Genomic DNA, 22,409 nt, shown 5'->3' on the forward strand with positions numbered 1-22,409 from the left:
TTATGACGTACTTAAATTCCTCATCAGAAATCCCAAGCGTTGGCTTTCGCTCTCAAATTTCCGCCGTTTGTCTTGGTGTACTCTCCGCGCTCGCAGGCGTAACTTCTTTGCATTCACAAGCCTCTGAGCTTGAAACCGTGACACTTCGCCCCTCACAAACTGATTTTGGTGGCGTGGGTTTAATGCAAATGCCATCTGGCCGTATGGCAAAAGAAGGTGAATTCAACTTTGGTGTTAACCTCAACGACGATTATCAACATTATTACACCTCGCTGCAGTTGTTCGATTGGTTTGAAACCACCATTCGTTACACGCGTGTGCCGGATATGCTGTTTAACCCGAACCCAGATTACAGCGGCGATAATCTCTATACCGATAAAGGTATTGATTTCAAAATACGCCTTTGGCAAGAGAGCTACTGGTTACCTGAAACCTCAATTGGTATTCGTGATTTTGGCGGGACAGGTTTATTTGATGGCGAGTTTATTGCCGCGACCAAACGGTTTGGCCCTATCGACTTTACCCTAGGTATGGGATGGGGTTATATCGGCCAAAGCGGCAATTTTACCAACCCATTTTGTAAAGCCAGCGACAAGTTTTGTGAAAGGCCGAGTGATTATAAAGGCTCAGGTGGCAGCGTTGATTTTGAGCGCTGGTTTAAAGGCCCTGCTGCCCTCTACGGCGGCATTGAATATCAAACACCGTATCAACCGCTGCGCTTGAAAGTGGAATACGATGCCAACGATTACAGCCAAGATTTCCCTTATGTTCAAGGTGGTAAGCCAATGCCACAACATACCCCTTGGAACTTTGGCGTACTCTATCAACTTGGGGATTGGGGCGATGCTAAGCTAAGTTATCAACGTGGCGATACACTGACGTTTGGTTTTAATCTCTACACCAATTTTGATGATCTCAAAGCCGTTTGGCGAGATGAACCAAAGCAAGCCGTTACGGGAAGACCAAGCGAAGGCAACACCGATTGGCAAGCAGTCGCCCAGCAACTAGACAGCAACGCGGGTTATCAGCAAAGCACCTTGTATGAACAAGGCGATGCTTTGGTGATTGCGGGTGAGCAGGTTAAATACAGTGATATAAAAGAAGCGCAAGATCGCGCCGCCACGATTTTAGCCAATAACGCACCAGACTACATCACTACCTATAAGATTGTTGAAACGCGCAATGGCGTGGACTTAACACAAACCGAGTTTGATGCAGAAGCTTATAAACAAGCGGCGACGTATCAATACCTTGGTGCCAATAGCCGTGAGCTAGGCAGTACCAGCGAGCCCGATTACCGTGAAAACGCAAAACCATTGACGACACATCGCGAGCGCTGGAACGCAGGTATTTCTCCTGTGTTGGCGCAATCATTGGGTGGCCCTGAAGCGTTCTACTTGTTCCACCTTGGTTTTAATACCGAAGCGAACTATTGGCTAACCAACAACATCGAAGCGAGCGGCTCTATCTACGTCAACCTTGCCGATAACTACGACAAGTTCAACTACGTAGAGAAAGATCCTCATATTTCGAACTTCGCCGTGCCGCGCGTGCGAACGATGTTCCGCTCCTACGTGAGCGATAACCCTGTTCGTCTAAACCATATGCAGCTCACTTGGTTTGCTCAACCTACGCAGCAAGTCTATACCCAGATGTACGGCGGTTATTTGGAAACCATGTTTGCTGGTGTGGGTGGTGAAGTGCTTTATCGTCCATTAGGTAAAAACTGGGCGCTGGGCTTGGATGCGAACTTAATCTCACAGCGTGACCCAGATAGCTGGTTTGCTACGTTTGATGAACCGTTTGTTTATTACGATGGCTACGATGCCTCTAACTGCAAACCAAACGATGTTGGCTGCCAAGCTTACGTGCTTGATAAAGGCACAACGGGTCAACTTTCGGCTTACTACATGCCTCAGTGGTCTTTGCTAGAGAACACGTTATTTAAAGTCAGCGCGGGTAAGTTCTTGGGCGGTGACAACGGGGTACGCGTCGATTTCTCCAAACAGTTTAAATCCGGCATGATTGTTGGCGCATTTGCGACCGTGACGGACCTGACGACAGAGGAATATGGCGAAGGCAGTTACAACAAAGGCTTCTATATTTCGATTCCATTTGATGCGATGACGATCAAACCAAGCACGGCGCGTGGTGTTTTTGCTTGGCAACCAATCACGCGAGATGGCGGTCAAACACTGAGCCGCAAGTACGAGCTATTTGAAGTGACCAACGCGAGAAGCCGTTGGTATTAAGAGAGAAGGGTCTAGGGTCTAGGGTCTAGGGTCTAGGGTCTAGGGTCTAGGGTCTAGGGTCTAGGGTCTAGGGTCTAGGGTCTAGGGTCTAGGGTCTAGGGTCTAGGGTCTAGGGTCTAGTTTTCTTATTTCTCCACTCTAGGCAACTGAATTCTCATCTGATTGGGAATTCAGTTGCCTTCATACGAAGAACCCAGGTTAAGACCAAGTTCTAGCACCCTCCTCCTTTTCCTGATAAAATTTTTTGGCATTTTTAACCTTAGGTGGAAGATTTATGATCATCGTAACTGGCGGCGCTGGCATGATTGGCAGCAACATTGTTAAAGCCCTCAACGAGATTGGTATCAATGACATTCTGGTTGTCGACAACCTGAAGAACGGTCGAAAGTTCAAAAACTTGGTTGATCTAGACATTACCGATTACATGGATCGAGATGACTTTCTCACTCAGATCATGGCGGGTGATAACTTTGGCCCAATCGAAGCGGTCTTCCACGAAGGTGCTTGCTCTGCAACAACAGAGTGGGATGGCAAGTACATGATGCTCAACAATTACGAGTATTCAAAAGAGTTACTTCACTACTGCCTAGAGCGTGAAATCCCATTCCTATATGCTTCTTCTGCTGCCACTTACGGTGAGACCACTGTCTTTAAAGAAGAACGCGAATACGAAGGTGCGCTCAACGTTTACGGCTATTCAAAGCAGCAATTCGATAACTACGTTCGCCGCTTATGGCAAGATGCCGAAGAACATGGCGAGACGCTATCGCAAATCACAGGGTTCCGTTACTTCAATGTTTATGGCCCACGTGAGCAGCATAAAGGCAGCATGGCATCGGTTGCTTTCCACCTTAACAACCAAATCCTTGCGGGTGAAAATCCAAAACTGTTCGCAGGTAGCGAGCAGTTCAAACGTGACTTCATCTACGTTGGTGACGTGTGTAAGGTAAACTTGTGGTTTATGCAAAATGGCGTTTCTGGCATCTTCAACTGTGGTACGGGCAACGCTGAGTCTTTTGAAGAAGTGGCAAAAGCTGTGATCAAGCATCATGGTAAAGGGGAGATTGAAACTATTCCATTCCCTGAACATCTAAAAGGCGCCTACCAAGAGTTTACTCAGGCAGATCTCACAAAACTGCGCGCCGCTGGGTGCGATGTTGAGTTTAAGACTGTCGCTGAAGGGGTCGCGGAGTATATGGCGATTGTTAATGGTTAGGTTCTAGGTTCTAGGTTCTAGGTTCTAGGTTCTAGGTTCTAGGTTCTAGGTTCTAGGTTCTAGGTTCTAGGTTCTAGGTTCTAGGTTCTAAAGTGTGTATCTCTGGCGCCTAGGAGTAAAGAGCTAACTCATGAATCTTAGCAGACGCTATGACTAGAATATTGACAAAACATGAAAACTGAACGAAACGACTTCGATCCTAAAGCATATCACCCCACCTTCCAGTGGGGTTTTCTTGCTCCTAAATACTGGGGTACTTGGATTGCTATACTTTTTGCTATTCCAATTACATTTCTACCAGTAAGCATCAAACGACGAATTGCTCGTACGATTGCCAAAGTTCTCATAAAGAAACGTAAAGGTACTATTCACAATGCATGGGTAAACTTGCACCTATGCTTTCCAGAGCGCTCTCACGAGGAACGAGAACAGATTCTGTTTCGCTGTTTAGAGACTGCAGGCATTTATTTGCTGACCTTCGCGTCCTTAACAACTCGCAGCAAGAAGTGGCTCACACGAAATACCAACATTAAAGGAATGGAACACCTCCAAGCTGTGTTAGACCGAAAATCGAATGTGATTTTGATGGTACCGCATACGTGGACCATTGATATTCCTGCCATCGTACTGGCATCTAGAGGACTGCCAGTCGTGGGTTTTTCAAAACCTCAAAAAAATGCACTAACAGATTGGCTAATGCATCGCCAAAGAGTGCAATATGGTGGAAAAATATTTGAGCGAGATGCGGGTGTAAACCACTTTATCCGAGCAATCCGCAAAGGCTATCTAGGCTATTATTTAGCCGACCAAGATCATGGACGTGAGCAACGAAGCGTATTTGTTGATTTCTTTGCTGCCACTAAAGCGACACTACCCGGTGTGGGTAAATTAACCAAGGTAGCCAAAGCAGAAGTTGTTCCTATGGTCTCAAAACTCGATGTAGACACAGGACAATTTAATGTAGAGTTTTTCCCAGCATGGGAACACTTCCCTACAGAGAACGAAGAGACTGATGCGCGCAAGATGAATACACATATCGAAAATGTGATCGCTGAGTCCCCAGAGCAGTATATGTGGATTTTCCAACTTTTGAGGACTCAAGAAGATAAAACCGCCCCCAACCCTTATCGCGATCCACGGTATATGGACTAGCTATGACAAAAATTTTAATCATTGGCCCTTCTTGGGTCGGCGATATGGTGATGTCACAATCACTCTATACCACGCTAAAACAGCAACATCCCGATGCTCTCATTGACGTCATTGCTCCTGGATGGTGTAAACCGATCTTGGAGCGGATGCCTGAAGTCAACCGAGCGATTGAAATGCCGCTAGGCCATGGCGAGTTCAACCTGTTAGGCCGTCGTGAAATCGGTAAATCCCTACGTGAGTTTGGTTATGACCACGCTTACGTCTTGCCTAATTCAGCGAAATCCGCCTTAATCCCATGGTTCGCCAATATTCCCAAACGTACAGGCTGGCGTGGCGAAATGCGTTATGGGCTACTGAACGATCTTCGACCAAACAAGAAAGCTTTTCAGTATATGGTCGAACGTTATGTGGCCTTGGCTCACCCACGTGAGCAAATGATCGATTCCTCATCGTTAGGTGGGCTAGAAACCTTGCCTCGCCCTAAATTGTCTATTCATACTGATGCTCAGCAACAAACACTAGCGAAGTTTAGTCTTACGGTGCAGAGCAAAGTGATCGGTCTTTGTCCTGGTGCTGAATTTGGGCCCGCCAAAAAATGGCCGGAAAATCATTATGCCGAAGTCGCCCACGCCATGTGTCAACAAGGTCATCAAGTATGGTTGTTTGGTTCGCAAAAAGATCGCGATACCTGTAATGGCATTAAACAAAGCGTACCTAGCGAATTTCATCACCAAATTCACGTATTGGCTGGCGAAACCAGTTTAATTGAAGCGGTGGATCTACTGGCGGCTTGTCACACGGTTGTCAGCAACGATTCAGGCCTAATGCACGTCGCGGCGGCGGTTGGGTGCAATGTCGTCGCGGTATATGGTTCAACATCACCAAAATACACACCGCCTTTGGCAGAAAACGTAGAAATTGTTCACACCGATATCGAGTGTCGTCCCTGCTTTAAGCGCGAATGCCAATACCAACACCTCAAATGCTTGTCTGAACTGACACCAAAACAAGTGTTAGATAGTATTCGTAAACTCGACGCCATTGCGGTGAACGCATGTTAGTGAGATTGCTCTACACACTCCTACTGGCTTTAGCGGCACCTTTGCTGTTGTTTGGTTTGTATCGTAGCAAGCCAAACAAACCCAAGTTTGGCCAACGTTGGAAAGAGCATTTCGGCATCACCCCAAAGCTTGATGGGCAAAACCAACCACTCTGGATCCATGCTGTTTCTGTCGGAGAAAGCCTCGCGGCAATTCCGCTAATTAAAGCAATTAAAGAGAAAACGCCAGACCAAGTGATTGTTGTGACCACCACCACGAGCACAGGCGCAGAACAAATCGCAAAATTAGGGAACTTAGTTGAACATCGCTACATGCCTATCGACTTCGCCTTTGCGGTTCGTGGTTTTCTTAAAGCGATAAATCCGGCTAAAATGCTGATCATTGAGACAGAACTGTGGCCCAACACCCTCGCAACCGTGCACAAAGCCAATATCCCGATTATCGTGGTCAATGCTCGTTTATCAGAAAAATCTCAGCAAAACTACGCCAAAGTTCAGTCGCTATTTAATCTTATCCACCCTTGCTTGAGTAAAGTCCTTTGCCAATCCCAAGCGGACGCTGATCGTTTCGCCCAACTTGGCGTCCCGACAAACAAACTCTGTGTGACGGGCTCGATCAAATTCGATATCCATATCTCCGATGAAATCAAACATCAAGGAGCGGAATTACGTACTCTGCTTGGCCAACAAAGGCCTGTGTGGATAGCCGCAAGTACCCACAAAGGCGAAGATGAACAGGTATTGGATGCTCATAGACAAGTGTTAGACACGCATCCAAATGCACTCTTAATATTAGTGCCCCGCCACCCAGAGCGTTTTGACTCAGTCTTCGAATTATGCCAAACACAAGGTTTCGAAACGGTAAGGCGTACACAAGCAAACACCATTGCTGACTCCACGCAAGTGTATCTGGGTGACACAATGGGTGAGATGCTGATCTTACTCGGTGCAGCTGATGTCTGCTTTATGGGCGGAAGCCTAGTTGGAGACAAAGTCGGCGGGCATAATGTGTTAGAGCCAGCAGCTTTGGGAGTTCCGGTTATAACAGGGCCGAGCTATTACAACTTTACTGAAATTATCGATAAATTAATGGCCCAAAAAGCCATTATGATTGGTGAGGATAAAACGCAAATTAGCACATACTTATTGCTGCTATTATCTGAACCAGAAGCTCGAAAAAGACTTGCGTGGAATGCCTATACCTTTTTACAAGCAAGTATGGGTTGCACCCATAAAATCATTCACTCGCTTTAAGCCGAGACTATCATGAACATATTTGTTGCTACATCACCATTTCAGTACATTTGCGCTAATGAAGCGAGAGTTGCCTATCAAACTCAAAACAATATCCTTTTTCTCGTCAAACAAAACCGAGAGCCTGGAATCAGTCAACTGAATCATGTTTTCTGTTCAAATGACTGGGATCATGTTATTTGGGTAGAACGTCATCAACGCACGTTTAATGTACCGAAAGCCATCAAACAAGCCATCCGTATTAATGGTGGCAGTAAAACATTCGAGCGTTTTTTCTATGCCGAATACAACGCTTGGCGAACAAAGTTGATCCGTCGTAATCTCACTTTTTCGCAAGAAATCTATTTTGATGATGGAACAACTACGGTTTTTGAATACGAACGCTATATTCGCGATGAAAAAACCTTCTACCGACCTCGCTTTGTGCAAGACAGTTTGATCCGCTTACAAGGCCTAAAGCCCATTGGCCATCTTGAGCATTTTCCACAGTTTGAAATCTTTTCCATTTTTGACCTGCTGGATCCCATCCATCCACACCGCCAAAATGACTTCAGTGCGCTAAAAGCAAAATATGGTAATCAGCCGGTTTACTCAGCAGATGCGCCAGTCGGGTTTCTCGGACATGGCGCCGTCGGTGGCAAAAATGGCAAATGCATCGACACTTATCTGTCGGAAGTCAAACAGTTTGTCCGCTACGCCAATGGCCAAGTGATGTACTTTCCTCATCGCACCGAGCTACCAGACGTAGCGAATGAGATCAAGAACATGGCCAATGTCATTTACCACCACTCCTCTCTACCACTAGAGATCGAACTGCTGGATAAAGGCATTTGTCTCTCTGCGTTATATGGCACCTACTCCAACGCTCAGTACAGCCTCTCTGTTCTGTATCCCGATTTACCGGTTTACAACCTGATCCCAAGTGGCGAAGGCATTAACCAAACGAGAAAAGATAGCTATACCGTTATCCATCGATTGTTTGAAAAAATTGCCATCCCAAACGTACAAATTTAATAAAAAAGGCCTTTCATTCGAAAGGCCTTTTCTCTATCAATGCGAGTTTATCAAGATTGATAACCCGCCATTTTTTCATAGATAGGGAACAGTGAGCACTGCTCTTCTAAACGACACAGTAAACGCGCATCATCGCCCAAGAAAGCTTCCACCTGCTTAAATAAACCAGGCTTAAACTCTTTGTCAAGAGCATCATCAACTTCAACCGCCACTAACGGAATCGTGCCTCTTTTTTGCACTTGTAGTGCTTCCATTGGTCTGAATACGTAGCGATTTTCTTTGGTTAATACTTCAACAGACCAGCGACCAGCCGATTCCCAGTTTGCGGCATAATTAAACAAGGCACCTTGTTCTGTCATTCCCGCGCCAGAAAATACTGACCCTGCTTGATGCCAGTTTAGGCTGCCTTGAATAAAGCAGCAGATATCTCGAGGCTTGCCACCCAAGTAGAACGCCAGATCGGCAACATGAGTCGAATTAGCTAAGAACCACTTGTTTAACACCTCTTGAGGTTTGTCGATTTTTTCAATGACATGCGCCCATTCTGTCAGTTCAAAGTTGAATGAAGTGACCCCACCTTCCTGCTCAATCAAGCGCTGCGCTTCCAGTACTGAGGAGAAGAAACGACGGTTATATGCAATATAAACCGCACAACCATGCTGCTCACTGAGTTGGCGCAATTCTTCGATTTCCGCCAGTGTGGTGGCACCTGGTTTTTCGACCAGAATTTTTTTTACGCCCGCTTCGATGAGTTGCTTGGTGGTTTCATACAGTTGAGCGACGCCCACGCTCACAATCGCCGCCTCTGCTACCGCCTTGGTATTGGCAATATGCTGCGCTAATCCACCACAAATCACTGCTTTACCCGTTTTTTCAGTGAACGATGCTGCTGAGTCACTACCACGGCCGACCACCTGATAATCACAGCCTTGAGCATCGAGTACTTTGGCATAGTCAATCGACATCAAACCAGAACCAATTAGCCAGATCATACTTACTCCTCAATATTAAGTAATTGGGCAAGCGTCCAAATGAACGTTAAGGGTTTTCGATAGGTGCTCAAGGACCACCTCAATAAATGGGGTATGCAGCGAGCATGATTGCGTAAACGGCGTTAACTGACACTGATTGGTCGTCAACAGTTCGGTGACATTCGCTCCCGTCAGTTGGCTTTGGAACAGCGGAGTGTGGCTATGTTGTGTCGTTGTGCCATCTTGGCTAAACAGCCAGGTTTGCTCCACTTCGTTAACAACATGGCGTGAGAGACCATTGTCGATAGTCACAGCTAAACTTGGGATGAGATCTTGGCCACTTTCAATTCGTAACGTGTTTACACCAATGGCATATTCGATCGCGCCTGTCACTTCATAAAAGCCTGCACGCTTACTTTCAATCAGCTCAGCATCCAATGCCACATTGGTAACTTGTAGCGCAGCACTGTCGACAAGGTAAGAGAACAAATCGATAAAATGAACGCTATTACATGCCATACCCCAAGCGTTACCTTTAACGGTCATGTTCACTGGCTGACTCGTATCCAAATAAGATTTAAGCTCTTGGTAACTTGGGAAAATACGGCGTGGGCAGTTCACCCAACCTTGTACTTGATGCTGCTCAAGTAAAGCTAGGATCTCAGGATAATGCGCCAACTTTTGGAACAGTACCTTTTCAAAAATGATGTGTTTGACGCGGTTCGTACTCAGCAGTGCTTTGGTAACGTCGGCACGAACTTGCGCAGCAGTAGCGATGATGCAAACTTCAAATGCCTTAGAATCAGGTAACGTGGTGCTATAGCTGATCTGGCTATTGTCATTGCCCCACTCCACTTGCTGAGCACGTTCTTCAGCAATATTCAGTGAGTCTTGTGACGGATCGACAACAGTAATATCTAAGCTTTCAGTCGCAGCCAGTGCACCTTGCAAATGGCGGCTACCCAATTGTCCCGCACCGATGATCAATAACTTATGCATTTTGTTCCCTATATTTTAATACCGTTTCTGCAATCAGAAAATCCAACTCATGGTCAATATCAACCGAGCTTTCATTATCCATTACATAGGCAAATATGTTTGAAGATAAGAATAGCGAGTTTTCTTGGTAGAATCTGCTCACTCTTGTTAAGTAGATTGCACCATTAATTCGATAGTAATCAGGAAGATCCTGACTTCTCAACTGGCTAACTTCATGACGGATAAAATCGGCCATCGAGCGATCGTCTGGTAAGGTATTAGCCCAAAGTGGCGAGTGATCACAAGGGCACACTGACACGACGGCATCCGCCGTATGCGCTATAAGTTGCTCGATCGCGTGGCGGATGTCATCCGCACTGCGAATTGGTGACGTGGGTTGTAACAGTAAGACAAAATCAAACTCTTCACCTTGTGCGCGATAAAAATCCAGCGCATGACGGATCACATCGGAACTGGAACTGGTGTCGGTGGCTAACTCTGGTGGGCGGATAAACGGCACCTCTGCCCCCGCTTTTTTCGCAATCTCCGCAATCTCGTCACAGTCCGTCGTCACCATGACGCGAGCGATCTCTTGCACCGCTAAGGCGGCATCTATTGTCCATTGGATTAGAGGCTTACCATTTAAATTTTTGATGTTCTTGCCTGGTAGCCGCTTGCTGCCCCCGCGGGCAGGAGTAATCGCCAGTATTTTCATTATTTATAAACCTAACGTGAGAATATCCACTTGTGCACGCTTATAGTCGTCCATGCGACCAATATCTAGCCAATATTCATGAAATGGAAATACATGGATGTCTCGGCCAATTTGCTGTTCAAACAAGGTTGGCATATCTAAGTATTCTCCTTTCGCCACCGAAGTAATCAGCGATTTGTTCAACACATAAATGCCCGCGTTGACATGAAAGCGGTAGGTCGGTTTTTCCACAATCCCAGTAATTTTGAAATCTTGAGCTTCAATTACACCAAAAGGCACTTGATATTCAAACTCACGGACACACATGGTCGCTTTTGAGTCATTTTTATTATGGAACTCAAGCACATCTTCAAAGTTGATCTTGGTCAGGATGTCTCCATTCATCACGATAACGGGCAGATCTGGCAGACTATCTGGTAGCAAGCCTAACGCACCGCCAGTGCCTAATGGAGTTTCTTCATGAATATATTGAATCGACACGCCCCAACGCGAACCATCGCCCAAAGCTTCATGGATCATTTCTGGTAAATAATGGGTTGAGATATAGAAATTACTAAATCCTGATCGAATAAAACTCAAGATGACCGTTTCTAAGATCGGGCGCTCACCCACTTTGAGTAATGGTTTAGGGCAGTTATCCGTCAATGGTTTAAGGCGAGTCCCAAAGCCTCCTGCCATTAAAAAGACCGGATTGGCGTATTCGGGTTTATGTAACAAGCCATGCAATGTTTCCAAGCCAATCACGATCCCATTACTTAAGATTGGAATGGCATGCAGCTCTTTGCGTTCCATCAAAGAGAGAATATTGTCTCTCGACATGCTGACATCGGCAGTGGTTGGCTGGGTATTCATCACCAAATCAACACTGTCTTCCAATGAGGCATCTCTTAAGATGGCACGACGAATATCACCATCGCTGACCGTTCCTAACAACTTGTTCTGCTCATCTACGACTAGGGCTAGTTTCAACGCTTGTTGATCAATAGTCCTCAACACAGAACGAATCGAAGCGGAGGGTGAGACTAAAATCTTTTTCCAGTTGTGGCTCATGCGTATGCCTTATTTGCTTAGAGACTGTATTTAATAAATTTTACTGGTGTTGGGCTTTGTGCTAATTGGCGATATTCGCATTCATCGGTAGCCCGAAAACCCAGCGCAGTAGCGGTCTTGACCGAAGCAATGTTGCTTTCCGCAATCCATGCAACTTGCATGGTGAACATAGGTTCAATGTGTTCCAGTCCAAGTTTGATCATTATCTTGGCGAGTCCACGTCCAGCATATTTTGCCGAAACGCCATAAGAGATTTCGACCGTATTATTGAGACAATCTTTATCGACACAAAAGTAACCAATTCGCACATTGTTCCCTTTGAGAATATAGATATCTCTATTTTCATTGTTCAGCATCGCCGTGTAGTGTTCAAGTAAACAAGTCCTATCCGGCGCAGTATTAAAACCTGACCAATAAATACTTTGGCTTTCCGATTTGATTGCGTGATAAAAGGTAAAGTCAGATTTATCTGCCAAAACAAGGGTCAGATGGTCAACATTCATCGGCATACTCCATGATCATATTGCAGACACGCTCAATGTCTAACTTCGAGTATCTTGAGTCCAAAGGCAATGACAGTAAATAATCACTCAGCTGATTGGAGACCATCGACAACTGGGGCCAATGCACAGCCAAGAAAATCTGGTGCTGCATGAGTTGCTTTCTAACGGCATCCCGATTTTTCAGGACAATGGGTAAAAAACTTGGGAATTCAGGCACCACATCAAGATAGAGATGCTCCGGCAGCAAGTGTTTGGCTAAGGCGAGATTGCTCTGTCTATGCTGGTTTTCTTGATCCAAAGTACGATAGAACGTGTTGGCCAGCATACTGCTGCGTCCACTTGGCTGATAGATCCCCTGTGAGGTATCGAGCAGGTGCTCCGCTGCGACAAACGATGCTAAATAAGAAGCCTCATCACCCAGACCATCGGTGAGATATTTCGCTTTAAGATCTTTGGCTTGATATTTAAGCTGAGCAAAATTCGCCAACGATTCGACCGTCACCGTCGCCAGTGCTCGATTGGAAATCAGCTGACTGTAGTCTGGAATCGCGGTGATTTTTCTTAAGCTATTGAAATAGACCCAATGACATGGGTTGTCAAAGTGCGGCTTACTGATGCCAAACACGTCATCGAGGATAAAGGGAATTGTTAAGGTCGCCAATAGATTGTCTAAACTAACCGTTTGCGCGCCAAAATATCGCACCAAATAAACTGCATCAATCCCAAGCAACGATTCACTGTTGAGATCAATCGACAAATCTGGGTTTACCCGATAGAAATCGAAGTTCACTTCTTGTTCGATTAATACATCAATAACGATCTGACAAATAAAATCTGGAACCAGTATCTTTTGATGTTTTAACCCCATTGACTCAAGCGCCCATCGTAACGATGAGCGCCCAGAGTTGGTGACCCCATAATGAAGATGGTCCGATAGCAGCTCTTGCTCACCACCAATCGTTTTTTGATTAGTATTCGACATCATAGAACTTCTTGGATTTCAATTTGCTCAAGTCGACTGACTTAATGATACTCACCAACTTTTGCGAACTGTTGCCCTGGCCGTAAGGATTAATGACCGTGTGGAGTCGCTCTTGGAAAGCATCTGTATAGATAGTAGCAATGGCGTCGATAATCTGCTGCTTTTCAACCTCAACGTCAATGGTGCTATCAGCTCGTACTCGCCCTTTTTGACGAGAGCCGATATTAATCGACGCTATTCTAAATGAAGGGGCTTCTACGATACCACTCGACGAATTCCCGACCACCGCATCGACATATTGCAGAGCAGACAAATAGCGCAACTGCCCCAACGAGGTAAACGCCACTGACTTGTCTTTATGGTCGACCACGTACTGATCAATCATTTTGTTGATCAGACGGCCACCCACATCTGCATTCGCTTTAGTGAAAATGATCAAACAATCATCAAGAGTATCTAATGCCGCAAGGATATGGTTAAAATCCGCTTCAATCTCATCAACTGATTGGGTTGTTTCCGGATGATAGGTAAACAGCAGATTTTTCTTTTTTAACTTCACGCCAATAGACTCTTCAAAGGCACTCTTAGAGAGCAACTCCATTCTTAGAATGTTATCCAAACCCACTTCACCAATATTAAACACTCGATCTGGACTTTCACCCATTTGAATGACACGTCGAGAGTATTCTTCCATCGCAGTGAAATGCAGTTGCGACAGTTTGGTGATCGCATGACGAATGAGTTCATCAATCGCCCCTTCTGTTAACTCGCCGCCATTGAGGTGAGCGACTGGAATACGCGCAATATTGGCCGCCGACACAATCGGGATCAACTCGTAACGGTCACCAAGTACCACGACTAAATCCGGTCGCAACTCTTCAAAGGCTTCAGCAAAACTGATTTGGGCCAAGCCCATACTTTTACTCACTCCCACTGGGGTATCTGAAGAGAGTAAGATCTCAATTTGCTTGTTAACACGAAAACCATCATCCAAGATTTGCTGATTGGTGTAACCAAACTCTGGCGACAAATGGCTGCCAGTAGAGATGATTTGTAACTCAAGTTGCGGATCATTTTGAATATCATCCAGCAAACATTTCAGTAAGCCATATTCCGCTCGCGTGGCGGTGACTACACAGATTTTACGCATTAGATCAGCTCTCCAATCTGGTAATCTTTCTTCGCTATAGAGCCAACCACTTCATCCCAACGCGTTGGAGAAATACCATTACCTGGACGTTTAATTTCTAACATATCTGCACAGATGATGCTGCCCGCCATGATCGGCTTGCCAGCCACTAAGCTCTTGCGCACAATGTTACGGTTTTCCTGTTCGGTTTTAGTGGGTACCTTCCAGCCATTACCCAGAGCTTGTTCAATATTGCGGATCGCAGTGACCATGTCGGCGAGCTCTTGTGGCTCGAGGCTAGCTTTATGATCCGGCCCAGACATGGTTTTATCTAGCGTGAAATGTTTTTCAATCACTTTCGCGCCTAGCGCCACCGCTGCTACTGGTATTTCAGTACCCAACGTATGATCAGAGTAGCCGACAATAATGCCCGGGAACGCTTGTTCGATCGTCTTCATCGCCAACAAGTTAACGTCTTCTGGCGCGGTTGGATAATCGGTTGTCGCGTGTAAAACCGTGATCATGTCGAGTGATAAGCCCGCGTCGCGCAACGTCACCACCGCATGCTCCACTTCCGACAAATAGCCCATCCCCGTTGACAAGATCACTGGCTTGGCAAAGCTCGCTATATGGCGTAGAAATGGTGTGTTGGTGAGCTCTCCCGAGCCAATTTTGAATACGGCTTGTAAGCCATCTAAAAATGTGGCGCTTTGCTCTTCGTCTGGCGTTGACATAAAGGTAATACCTTTATCATCACAGTACGACTTTAATTCTGTAAAATCATCGTAGCTCAATTCCAAACGCTTCAGCATTTCAAATTGCGTTTCTTCACGTTGAGTGTTTTCAACTTGATATTCCGCCATTTTTGCGTCTTCTGTTACCAGTAATTCGGTTTTCCAAGTCTGGAACTTCACCGCATCGACGCCCGCATCCGCCGCCGCATCAATCAACTGTTTGGCTAAACGAATATCACCATTATGGTTTACACCGGCCTCAGCGATGATAAATGTCTTGTTTGTCATAAGTACCTCTAAGCTCGGTATAACTGGAATAACTTTGGTGCTTGGCGTTGCGGGTTTTGCTCAATCCACAACTGATTCAACTGGTGCCTCTTCTCTGGTAAGAAATCTAATCCAGCAATATAAAAGGCTCTATTGAGTGGTGAGAACTTGCTCTTAAACTTAAATAAACTGTCTTCTGGTGACGATGTCCGTCCCCCGCCTAACATCATATATCGGCATCCCTGCGCTTTTGCGTGTTCAAAAGCAGCATCCAACAGTAAGTAATTGCCATTGTCTTTCGCCAACTCTTGGTTGTTTGCTGAAAGATGATAGTGGGCAAGCTCATTGCTACACATAAAAAAGCCAATCGAGGCATATTGTTGCTCTTTTTGGATGGCGAGCAAGCTGACCCCTTGGATTTTCATTAAAGCCTCAAAATATGGCTCTTTAAAGTAAAAGAAGTCACTTGCGGTGTTCTTTTGCATCGTATCGTAATACATACTCATAAACTCACTGAGCGGTACATGTTCGTACTTTACCGTTAAGTTGTTCGCCGCTTTTTTCACAATATTACGCGTAGTTTTGGAATACTGCTGTCGACGCTCTTCACTGCTTTGCTCGAGATCCACGATCACGACTTGACGTTCAGCAAAATGCATATCAAATAGCGCATTGTTTTCAGCCAACGAATTGAAAGGGTGGAAGCGAATAAACTCACACACAATACGTTGCTGCTGGCAATGCTCGCGATACGCCGTAAACGCCCGTTGTAGAAAAGCAGGAGCGTCACAGTTTGATAGTGGCCCACCATAGCCATATGGCGTCTCTAAATCGTAAAGCTCTTCTTGTACCTCAACCCCAGCAACATGACTAATACGATGTTTAAGTGCCGTGAACCTCACATAGTGTTCGCCTTCTTGATAGGTGTACTCAAAATGATCACATCCCTGTTCATACAAGGCTGAGTAAGCACGTTGATAATAAATATCAGCCGATAAATCTGTGGTAGGAGCTATAGTCATCTTGTTCCCTTACGCAACCGGCGTACTCGGTAAGTTAATCAGGTGTGCTTCAATAAACTCTGAATGGGTCAAATCCCCGCGCAGGGCTTGTTCGAACATTGGCAAACGATGCATTAACTGCCAAATTGGGCGAGTCATTACGCCAGCGGCATTAGTTTGCTCAAGCAGTTCATTGCGCTGCTGTGCATCCGCGCAAATGATGGCATTGAGCCAGTAGTTAGATTGCGCGTATTCTGGCTCGACCACAAAGGTCACATCGCTGCTGGCGAAAAACGCTTGGTATTGATGTGCCAGTTGGCGTTTTTGAGCCAGATAGTGTTCAAGTACTTCCATCTGCGCACAACCCAGCGCCGCATTTAAGTTCGGCATGCGGTAGTTAAACCCTGGCTCATCATGGAAGAACTCATACGGGTGCGGCACTTTCGCCGTCGTAGTCACATGCTTAGTGCGTCTGCCCGCTTCTTCACTCCCGCAAAGCACCATACCGCCACCACCTGTGGTAATGATTTTGTTGCCGTTGAAACTCACCGCACCAAAATCACCGATTGTCCCCGTGTGCTTACCCTTGTAAAACGAGCCTAGGCTTTCCGCAGCATCCTCGACTAACGAAATATTCCATTTCAAACAAACAGCAACCAGTTCATCCAATTCTACCGGATGACCAAAAGTGTGCATTGGCACCACGGCTTTGATTCTTCTGCCCGTTTGCTTATGGATGCAACCTGCCTCAGTGACTTGTGCATTATCTTCTAAGAAAGCACTCATCGCTTTAGGGCAAAGCCCCAAGCTTACAGGGGAAACATCCACAAAAATCGGCTCGGCGCCCATGTGATAAAGCGCATTACAAGTAGCAACAAACGTCAGCGCTTGTGTGATCACCAAATCACCACGTTCAACCCCTGCCATGTAGAGGGCTGCGTGCAAGGCTGCGGTACCATTGACCGTCGCCACCGCCTTTGGAGTACCAGTAAACGCTTCCATTTTACGTTCAAACTCATCGACAAACTTACCGACGCTGGAGACAAAGGTGCTGTCAATGGTTTCCATCACATACGCTTTCTCATTGCCCGCAAAAGTAGGGGCATGCAACGGAATAAAATCTTGGGTTTGGTATTGGTCGCGTACAAACTCAACCAGTAACTGTGCGTTCATTCTTCTTCACCCTTACATCTTGCTATCGAGGTATTTGCCCGTTTCTTTATGACCGAAATCGGGGATCATCGTAAAGAAGAGCGCCACAATCTGCTCTTTGCTCCAAGCTCGTTGACCTTTCATTTGGGCAATTTGTTCTTCAAAAAGACTCAACAGCTCCGGTTGATACAGAGGTTCATTTTTGATGATGCCCAAATTTTCAAAACGTGCCATATCAAGCACTTCTTTATCAGTGAAAAACTCTTCGAAATCCTTTTCACCCGTCGTATCACTTTCGGTGAAAAGACAAGGCCATTTGCCTTGTGCTGGTAGTGTTTTGGCGAGCTCACGCGCTTCATCTTCATTGGCACACAAGTGAGGCTCGTAACCACGTTGCTTGAGGTACTTCACTGCAATGTCGGCAAAAGTGATCAGATGCAATGCTTCACTGAGTTTCGGGAAGAAAATGTCGCGATTTTCACCAAAAATACACGACATCAAACACAGCTCACCCGATTCTTGAGGGGTAACAAAATAACGTTTGATATCATTTGGTGCGACAATCGGCTGATTTTTTTGGATACGTTGGTTAAAACCATGCAACAGTGAACCATCAGAAAAGGCCACGTTAGCAAAACGCGCAGTTGAGATGGCAATTTGCTCACTCTTACGCATCAAGAACATTTCCATAATGCGTTTGGACGCCCCCATCATATTGACTGGGTTGGCCGCTTTATCCGTCGAGACACAGAAGTACTTTTTAACGCCAGCATCAATCGACTGTTGAATCGTCTTATCAGTGTTGAATACATTGACATCGATCATTCGCATTAAGGTAAATGGGTCTTTCTCACTGCGAACATGCTTAAGTGCAGATAAGTTCAATACATAGTCATATTGGCCATCCGCCTTAATAAACGCATCATACTCAATAGAACCGATGTCCAACGCGAATGTTTGGAAATCGCCATCTATGTAACCGAATGAACTGCGAATATCGCGGACCAACTCCACCATATTGTTCTCACTGATATCAACAACGTGCAACTTCTGCGGATGGCGCTTAAAGATTTCTTTAGTGACCGCTTGGCCAATCGACCCCGCACCGCCAAGAACAAGAAAGCGTGACTCTGAAACGATACGAGATAGCTCAGCTTCATGCTGAGCAATGTCTTGAGTAAACAGCGCGTCGGTACGACCGATAAGAGGTAGAATTGGGTTCATAGTATTTATCATGTAATTGTTTCAACTGCCTAAATTATACTATAGACTTAAACATGATTAAATCTTACCACGCAACCATGTTTGCGATGTCAGCAAACAAAGATGCTCAACCAAAGTAGACAACTGCACCTCTTCTGACTATGAACCTTTTTCTCTCTACCTCACCACTCCAGCTCATTTGCTGTATAGAAGCTAAACGCTTTTATAACACAAAAAACAATATCTTAATTCTAAGAGAAGAACGTTCTTCAGCAGGTAATGAGCAGATTAACAAGCTACTAGATAAGAGTGAGTGGGATTCAGTACTAATACTGAAACGAAATAGTAAGATTTGGAACACAGCACGACTTATACATAAGATAAAAAGTTTAAATCCAAGCTTGCAGTTCGAGCATTTCTTTTTTGCAGATTACTTGGCGTGGAGAACCAATGTTCTTCTCGCAAACATAAAAGCTAGCAATGAAGTCATGCTCGACGATGGAACAAATACAATATCAACATTCAAGACTCTTATTGAAACTGAACAGCATGTTTATCGGAACAAAAGAAGTCGAGATATACTAATGTCTGCTCTTGGTATTAAAAAAGCTAGAGTGATTTATCCAAGAAAAACATTCCGCCTTTTCACTTTTTTTAATCTAGTATCTAAAAAATTCCCCATTGATAGAAACGATTTCATCACACTGAAAGAAAGACTTAATATAAATTATTGTTTTTCAGAAACAGCCCCAGTCGGCTTCATCGGTCAAGGTCTGGTTGGCAGTCGAGGAATGAAAATTACGGAATATTGCAACCTGTTAAAAACAATTATAAAAAAGCATCCGAGAGGACTCATTTATTTTCCACATAGAAGTGAAACTAAAGACGTTGAAAATATAGTAAGGAGCATCAATGGTGTCGACTACAGAAAAACGTCTTGTCCAATTGAGTTCGAAATATCTAATGAAGAAATAAAGCTATCCACCATTTATGGTATAACATCCGCAGCTTCATTTACATTAAGTAAAATCTACACCAACATACCAATCTATGATATCGAAGTTCCCATTGAAAAATACGAAATGCCATTACTTGGGGAAACTTTGGAATCATTAAGAAAAGAAATTGGGTTACCTTATGCAGAGTTGCCAGATTGGTAACCCCTCGACTCTATCGACTAAATCGACTGATCTGCTCTAAGGCTTGCTGCAGATAGGTAAAATTCGGTTGTTGATCTTTCAACTGGCGATTGGTTTTGTCCATAAATTGGTACTGGCCACCGCCACTCACTTCTAGGATATTGTCATCGGTAATAATGGCATAACCGCTGTAGTTTGAGGAAATGATCCAATCACGTTTTACTGCATCACCGAGTAAATCTTCGCCAACCGAGTAATCTTTCACATCGTTGGTCACCCCGAGATAGTGCTTCATCAACGTCGGTACAACATCTTGGTGGCTAGTGAGCGCTTCGCTACTCCACTGCATCTTCGCCGCATCAACGCCAGGGCCAAAGATAGCAAACGGCACGTTGACCTGCGCATCGGTAAAGTTGCTGTTGTGCCCCCAGAAGTTGAGTTTGTTGTCATTCATCTCTTGCCCATGGTCACCGGTAATGATCACCAAGGTGTTTTCCAGATCGCCACTCTCTTTGAGTTTATCGAGCACTTTTGTTGCCATTGAATCGACATAACGCACACTGGTTTTGTAGCGATTGAAAAATGGCGTCGGATCCGTGTCGTTGTGCAGCTTGAGATAATTCACCTCTTTGAGTATCGGTTCGTATTTCGGCTCAAAATCTGCAGGGAAATCGTAGCCATGTGGCGCATCGTAAAACAAGAAAGAGAACGTTGGCTTCGACTTATCACGTTGATCGTACCAAGCTAACCAATCTTGAGTGAGGTTAGCATCCAGCTCAGACGGGCGACCACCTTCAGAGCCAATACGTAAGTTTTCCACTTTGGTGAAAACCGTTTGATTGAATTCCGGTTTACGCAACTGAGCGGCAGTGAAAATACCTAATTGGTAGTCCAGAGCCTGTAGACGGTCGATCAGTACCGGGCTTTGTTGGTTTGCTAAGAAGCCATGCCAGTAGGTGCCCGGAATGCCGTAGAAAAGACCAAAGATACCTGTACGAGTCGCGTTGCCTGTCGCGATGTGATTATTGAAAACCACACCCGACTGCGCGTATTTCCACATGTTTGGCGTATTGTCTGCGTTGAAGGTATCGGCACGCCAAGAATCCACCACCAGCAACATAATATTGAGCGGTTTCTCTACAGGTTGTGTTTGAAGTGGTGCTAATGGGTAATTCAAATCATTTTTGCGTTTAAACGCCAGTGCCTTTTGACGCTCAAGCGCCTCTTCATCCACCCAACCTTGTTTGCGCATAAATTTATCTGCTGTAGCAGGATAAAACAGCGGTAAATAGCGCTTCACCGTGGTCACCGGTTGATAGGCATGCGCTGCGGCCCAAATATGAATCGCATTGGTGGCCAGTAGCGCAGCAAAGGTCAACAACGCAAATTTGCGGCCAAGTTTCAGCGCTCTGACGGGTGCACCATTTTCTAGCCAGCGAATTGTCCACCACTGAGCGGCCAACAACAAAGCAACACCGCCAATCACCATTAACCAAGTGATCAACGGAAAGCTAACAATTTGCCCCGACATCACGAGCTCTAGCACCACCGCATTAATATGGAATCGATACTGTGCAAACACGATGGTATCAATAAACAAAGTCGCGACGCCTAACGAAGCAATTAGAGCTTGGGTACCATTACGAAATGGTTTCGGCAAAAATAAGGTGGGAATGGTCACCAAACCAATGAGCGCAGCAAGCAGCGTCATCTGCCCCCAAGTACCAGCAAGAATAAAGGTGATGCCTAATGGATCCGTCGGGAACTCTGGCAGAAAGGCGAAATAACGACTGGCAATCAACATTAACACCAAAGCGTTAATTAGAATAAACCAGCCGTGAGCGTGCAGCTTTTGCTTAAAAGACATGTAACTAACTTCCTGAGACTTACGTCTATTAATGAGAATAGCGATTATTGTTGACTTTCGTAGCCTGTCAGTAAGGCGTGAAAATCTTTGTCGTGCCAGTGAATACTTCGCTTCACTCGCTCTTTGTTAAATGAGCGTTTGAGTCGATCTAAGTTCTCTTGTTTCCAACCATCCCCAGCTTGCGGATAGCATTTATCAAAATCGATAATCCAGATCGTTTCCTGCGCATCAATCAGAATGTTGTGAATATTAAGATCGGTATGATTGACGCCAACGCGATGCATTTTCGCAATTTCGACACCGATTTTTTGGTAAAGCTCCGCACTCAGTGAGTGTTTTTGCAGTATGGTCACTAAATCTTGCGCATTGGCAATGCGTTCACTCAGCAAGTCCGCTTGGTAAAAAAGCCCTTTTCTCATCGCATAGGCTGCGATCGGTCTCGGTACATTGACCCCGGCTTCGCGTAATTGTTTAAGCAGATGAAATTCTGCGAAACTGCGTGTTGCAGACCAGCTTTGAAACCAATAGTGATCTTTCACCAACTTGCCGAATAGTCCACCGCGACGATAGTGACGCAGTGCTGCTGTGATCTTGGGCAGTTGCACAAACCACGTGGTGCCGCGCCCAGTGGCACTTCCCACCACTTTGTTTTGTGCTTGCCAATACTGCGGGTCAAATAAAGCCAGCTCTGGCGAACTCACCCATTCGCTGTCGTAACAAATTCGACTTTGACCAAACTGCTGTTGTTCAATCATGCTTTACCACCACCA

At 45.4% G+C, this 22,409-nt stretch carries 20 protein-coding genes; 7 read left to right on the plus strand and 13 right to left on the minus strand.

Features of this window, described 5'->3' with window-relative positions:
- The first annotated feature begins 2 nt into the window (after positions 1 to 2).
- The 6 genes from VV1_RS03835 (at position 3) to VV1_RS03860 (ending at position 7,948) form a co-directional block, all read left to right on the plus strand.
- Entirely contained in the window at positions 3 to 2,252 is a 2,250-nt protein-coding gene (locus tag VV1_RS03835) for a YjbH domain-containing protein (protein ID WP_011078865.1), read from the plus strand.
- Positions 2,253 to 2,526: 274 nt separating this feature from the next.
- Entirely contained in the window at positions 2,527 to 3,468 is a 942-nt protein-coding gene (gene rfaD, locus VV1_RS03840) for an ADP-glyceromanno-heptose 6-epimerase (protein WP_011078866.1), read from the plus strand.
- A gap of 171 nt (positions 3,469 to 3,639) precedes the next feature.
- On the plus strand, positions 3,640 to 4,620 hold the full coding sequence (gene lpxM, locus VV1_RS03845; protein WP_011078867.1) for a lauroyl-Kdo(2)-lipid IV(A) myristoyltransferase: 981 nt from the start codon (positions 3,640 to 3,642) through the stop codon (positions 4,618 to 4,620).
- 2 nt (positions 4,621 to 4,622) lie between these two features.
- Positions 4,623 to 5,681 (plus strand): lipopolysaccharide heptosyltransferase II, encoded by a 1,059-nt coding sequence (waaF, locus tag VV1_RS03850; RefSeq protein WP_011078868.1) that lies wholly within the window; start codon positions 4,623 to 4,625, stop codon positions 5,679 to 5,681.
- Positions 5,675 to 6,934: a lipid IV(A) 3-deoxy-D-manno-octulosonic acid transferase gene (waaA, locus tag VV1_RS03855; protein ID WP_011078869.1), complete on the plus strand. Its 1,260-nt coding sequence runs from the start codon at positions 5,675 to 5,677 to the stop codon at positions 6,932 to 6,934. Before waaF ends, waaA begins: the two co-directional genes overlap by 7 nt.
- A gap of 12 nt (positions 6,935 to 6,946) precedes the next feature.
- Complete coding sequence (locus VV1_RS03860; protein WP_011078870.1) at positions 6,947 to 7,948, plus strand: hypothetical protein; 1,002 nt, start codon at positions 6,947 to 6,949, stop codon at positions 7,946 to 7,948.
- 50 nt (positions 7,949 to 7,998) lie between these two features.
- On the opposite strand, the gene VV1_RS03865 is transcribed toward VV1_RS03860, so the two are convergent.
- The 11 genes from VV1_RS03865 to VV1_RS03915 are packed head-to-tail and all read right to left on the minus strand — an operon-like array spanning position 7,999 to position 18,654.
- Positions 7,999 to 8,940, minus strand: coding sequence for a Gfo/Idh/MocA family oxidoreductase (locus tag VV1_RS03865; protein ID WP_011078871.1), 942 nt, complete (start codon positions 8,938 to 8,940; stop codon positions 7,999 to 8,001).
- Between the two features lie 15 nt (positions 8,941 to 8,955).
- The gene (locus tag VV1_RS03870) at positions 8,956 to 9,918 is read right to left on the minus strand and encodes a Gfo/Idh/MocA family oxidoreductase (protein ID WP_011078872.1); all 963 of its coding nucleotides are present in this window, start codon (positions 9,916 to 9,918) and stop codon (positions 8,956 to 8,958) included.
- Complete coding sequence (locus tag VV1_RS03875; protein ID WP_011078873.1) at positions 9,911 to 10,612, minus strand: acylneuraminate cytidylyltransferase family protein; 702 nt, start codon at positions 10,610 to 10,612, stop codon at positions 9,911 to 9,913. The genes VV1_RS03870 and VV1_RS03875 overlap by 8 nt, the downstream gene beginning before the upstream one ends.
- Positions 10,613 to 10,615: 3 nt before the next feature.
- Positions 10,616 to 11,662 carry a nucleotidyltransferase family protein gene (locus VV1_RS03880; RefSeq protein ID WP_011078874.1) on the minus strand — a complete coding sequence of 349 codons (1,047 nt, stop codon included), beginning with the start codon at positions 11,660 to 11,662 and terminating at the stop codon, positions 10,616 to 10,618.
- Positions 11,663 to 11,679: 17 nt separating this feature from the next.
- Positions 11,680 to 12,165, minus strand: coding sequence for a GNAT family N-acetyltransferase (locus VV1_RS03885; protein WP_013572540.1), 486 nt, complete (start codon positions 12,163 to 12,165; stop codon positions 11,680 to 11,682).
- Positions 12,155 to 13,150 (minus strand): aspartate aminotransferase family protein, encoded by a 996-nt coding sequence (locus tag VV1_RS03890; protein ID WP_011078876.1) that lies wholly within the window; start codon positions 13,148 to 13,150, stop codon positions 12,155 to 12,157. Before VV1_RS03890 ends, VV1_RS03885 begins: the two co-directional genes overlap by 11 nt.
- Positions 13,134 to 14,297, minus strand: a complete 1,164-nt coding sequence (gene neuC, locus VV1_RS03895) for a UDP-N-acetylglucosamine 2-epimerase (protein ID WP_011078877.1) — start codon at positions 14,295 to 14,297, stop codon at positions 13,134 to 13,136. The genes VV1_RS03890 and neuC overlap by 17 nt, the downstream gene beginning before the upstream one ends.
- Entirely contained in the window at positions 14,297 to 15,298 is a 1,002-nt protein-coding gene (gene neuB, locus VV1_RS03900; protein WP_011078878.1) for an N-acetylneuraminate synthase, read from the minus strand. Before neuB ends, neuC begins: the two co-directional genes overlap by 1 nt.
- Before the next feature lie 8 nt (positions 15,299 to 15,306).
- Positions 15,307 to 16,299 carry a GNAT family N-acetyltransferase gene (locus VV1_RS03905; protein WP_011078879.1) on the minus strand — a complete coding sequence of 331 codons (993 nt, stop codon included), beginning with the start codon at positions 16,297 to 16,299 and terminating at the stop codon, positions 15,307 to 15,309.
- Positions 16,300 to 16,308: 9 nt separating this feature from the next.
- Entirely contained in the window at positions 16,309 to 17,451 is a 1,143-nt protein-coding gene (locus VV1_RS03910; protein ID WP_011078880.1) for a LegC family aminotransferase, read from the minus strand.
- A gap of 12 nt (positions 17,452 to 17,463) precedes the next feature.
- Positions 17,464 to 18,654, minus strand: a complete 1,191-nt coding sequence (locus VV1_RS03915) for a UDP-N-acetylglucosamine 4,6-dehydratase (RefSeq protein ID WP_011078881.1) — start codon at positions 18,652 to 18,654, stop codon at positions 17,464 to 17,466.
- Positions 18,655 to 18,794: 140 nt separating this feature from the next.
- Here VV1_RS03915 and VV1_RS03920 point away from each other — a divergent pair, with 140 nt between their 5' ends.
- Positions 18,795 to 19,793, plus strand: a complete 999-nt coding sequence (locus VV1_RS03920) for a hypothetical protein (protein WP_011078882.1) — start codon at positions 18,795 to 18,797, stop codon at positions 19,791 to 19,793.
- Between the two features lie 10 nt (positions 19,794 to 19,803).
- On the opposite strand, the gene VV1_RS03925 is transcribed toward VV1_RS03920, so the two are convergent.
- The gene (locus tag VV1_RS03925) at positions 19,804 to 21,639 is read right to left on the minus strand and encodes a DUF3413 domain-containing protein (protein ID WP_011078883.1); all 1,836 of its coding nucleotides are present in this window, start codon (positions 21,637 to 21,639) and stop codon (positions 19,804 to 19,806) included.
- A 44-nt stretch (positions 21,640 to 21,683) separates the two neighbouring features.
- Positions 21,684 to 22,394 carry a 3-deoxy-D-manno-octulosonic acid kinase gene (locus VV1_RS03930; protein WP_011078884.1) on the minus strand — a complete coding sequence of 237 codons (711 nt, stop codon included), beginning with the start codon at positions 22,392 to 22,394 and terminating at the stop codon, positions 21,684 to 21,686.
- Positions 22,395 to 22,409: the final 15 nt, after the last annotated feature.

It is taken from the genome of Vibrio vulnificus CMCP6, assembly GCF_000039765.1.
In the GTDB taxonomy this organism is placed as follows: Bacteria; Pseudomonadota; Gammaproteobacteria; order Enterobacterales; family Vibrionaceae; genus Vibrio; species Vibrio vulnificus_B.

Bases quoted from the DNA above. Each gene is read 5' to 3' on its own strand.
- waaF (WP_011078868.1), top strand. From the start codon at position 4,623: ATGACAAAAATTTTAATCATTGGCCCTTCTTGGGTCGGCGATATGGTG.
- VV1_RS03930 (WP_011078884.1), bottom strand. From the start codon at position 22,394: ATGATTGAACAACAGCAGTTTGGTCAAAGTCGAATTTGTTACGACAGC.
- VV1_RS03915 (WP_011078881.1), bottom strand. From the start codon at position 18,654: ATGAACCCAATTCTACCTCTTATCGGTCGTACCGACGCGCTGTTTACT.
- VV1_RS03920 (WP_011078882.1), top strand. From the start codon at position 18,795: ATGAACCTTTTTCTCTCTACCTCACCACTCCAGCTCATTTGCTGTATA.
- lpxM (WP_011078867.1), top strand. From the start codon at position 3,640: ATGAAAACTGAACGAAACGACTTCGATCCTAAAGCATATCACCCCACC.
- VV1_RS03925 (WP_011078883.1), bottom strand. From the start codon at position 21,639: ATGTCTTTTAAGCAAAAGCTGCACGCTCACGGCTGGTTTATTCTAATT.
- VV1_RS03835 (WP_011078865.1), top strand. From the start codon at position 3: ATGACGTACTTAAATTCCTCATCAGAAATCCCAAGCGTTGGCTTTCGC.
- VV1_RS03880 (WP_011078874.1), bottom strand. From the start codon at position 11,662: ATGAGCCACAACTGGAAAAAGATTTTAGTCTCACCCTCCGCTTCGATT.
- waaA (WP_011078869.1), top strand. From the start codon at position 5,675: ATGTTAGTGAGATTGCTCTACACACTCCTACTGGCTTTAGCGGCACCT.
- VV1_RS03860 (WP_011078870.1), top strand. From the start codon at position 6,947: ATGAACATATTTGTTGCTACATCACCATTTCAGTACATTTGCGCTAAT.
- neuC (WP_011078877.1), bottom strand. From the start codon at position 14,297: ATGCGTAAAATCTGTGTAGTCACCGCCACGCGAGCGGAATATGGCTTA.
- VV1_RS03875 (WP_011078873.1), bottom strand. From the start codon at position 10,612: ATGAAAATACTGGCGATTACTCCTGCCCGCGGGGGCAGCAAGCGGCTA.
- rfaD (WP_011078866.1), top strand. From the start codon at position 2,527: ATGATCATCGTAACTGGCGGCGCTGGCATGATTGGCAGCAACATTGTT.
- VV1_RS03910 (WP_011078880.1), bottom strand. From the start codon at position 17,451: ATGAACGCACAGTTACTGGTTGAGTTTGTACGCGACCAATACCAAACC.
- VV1_RS03865 (WP_011078871.1), bottom strand. From the start codon at position 8,940: ATGATCTGGCTAATTGGTTCTGGTTTGATGTCGATTGACTATGCCAAA.
- VV1_RS03905 (WP_011078879.1), bottom strand. From the start codon at position 16,299: ATGACTATAGCTCCTACCACAGATTTATCGGCTGATATTTATTATCAA.
- VV1_RS03885 (WP_013572540.1), bottom strand. From the start codon at position 12,165: ATGAATGTTGACCATCTGACCCTTGTTTTGGCAGATAAATCTGACTTT.
- VV1_RS03870 (WP_011078872.1), bottom strand. From the start codon at position 9,918: ATGCATAAGTTATTGATCATCGGTGCGGGACAATTGGGTAGCCGCCAT.
- neuB (WP_011078878.1), bottom strand. From the start codon at position 15,298: ATGACAAACAAGACATTTATCATCGCTGAGGCCGGTGTAAACCATAAT.
- VV1_RS03890 (WP_011078876.1), bottom strand. From the start codon at position 13,150: ATGATGTCGAATACTAATCAAAAAACGATTGGTGGTGAGCAAGAGCTG.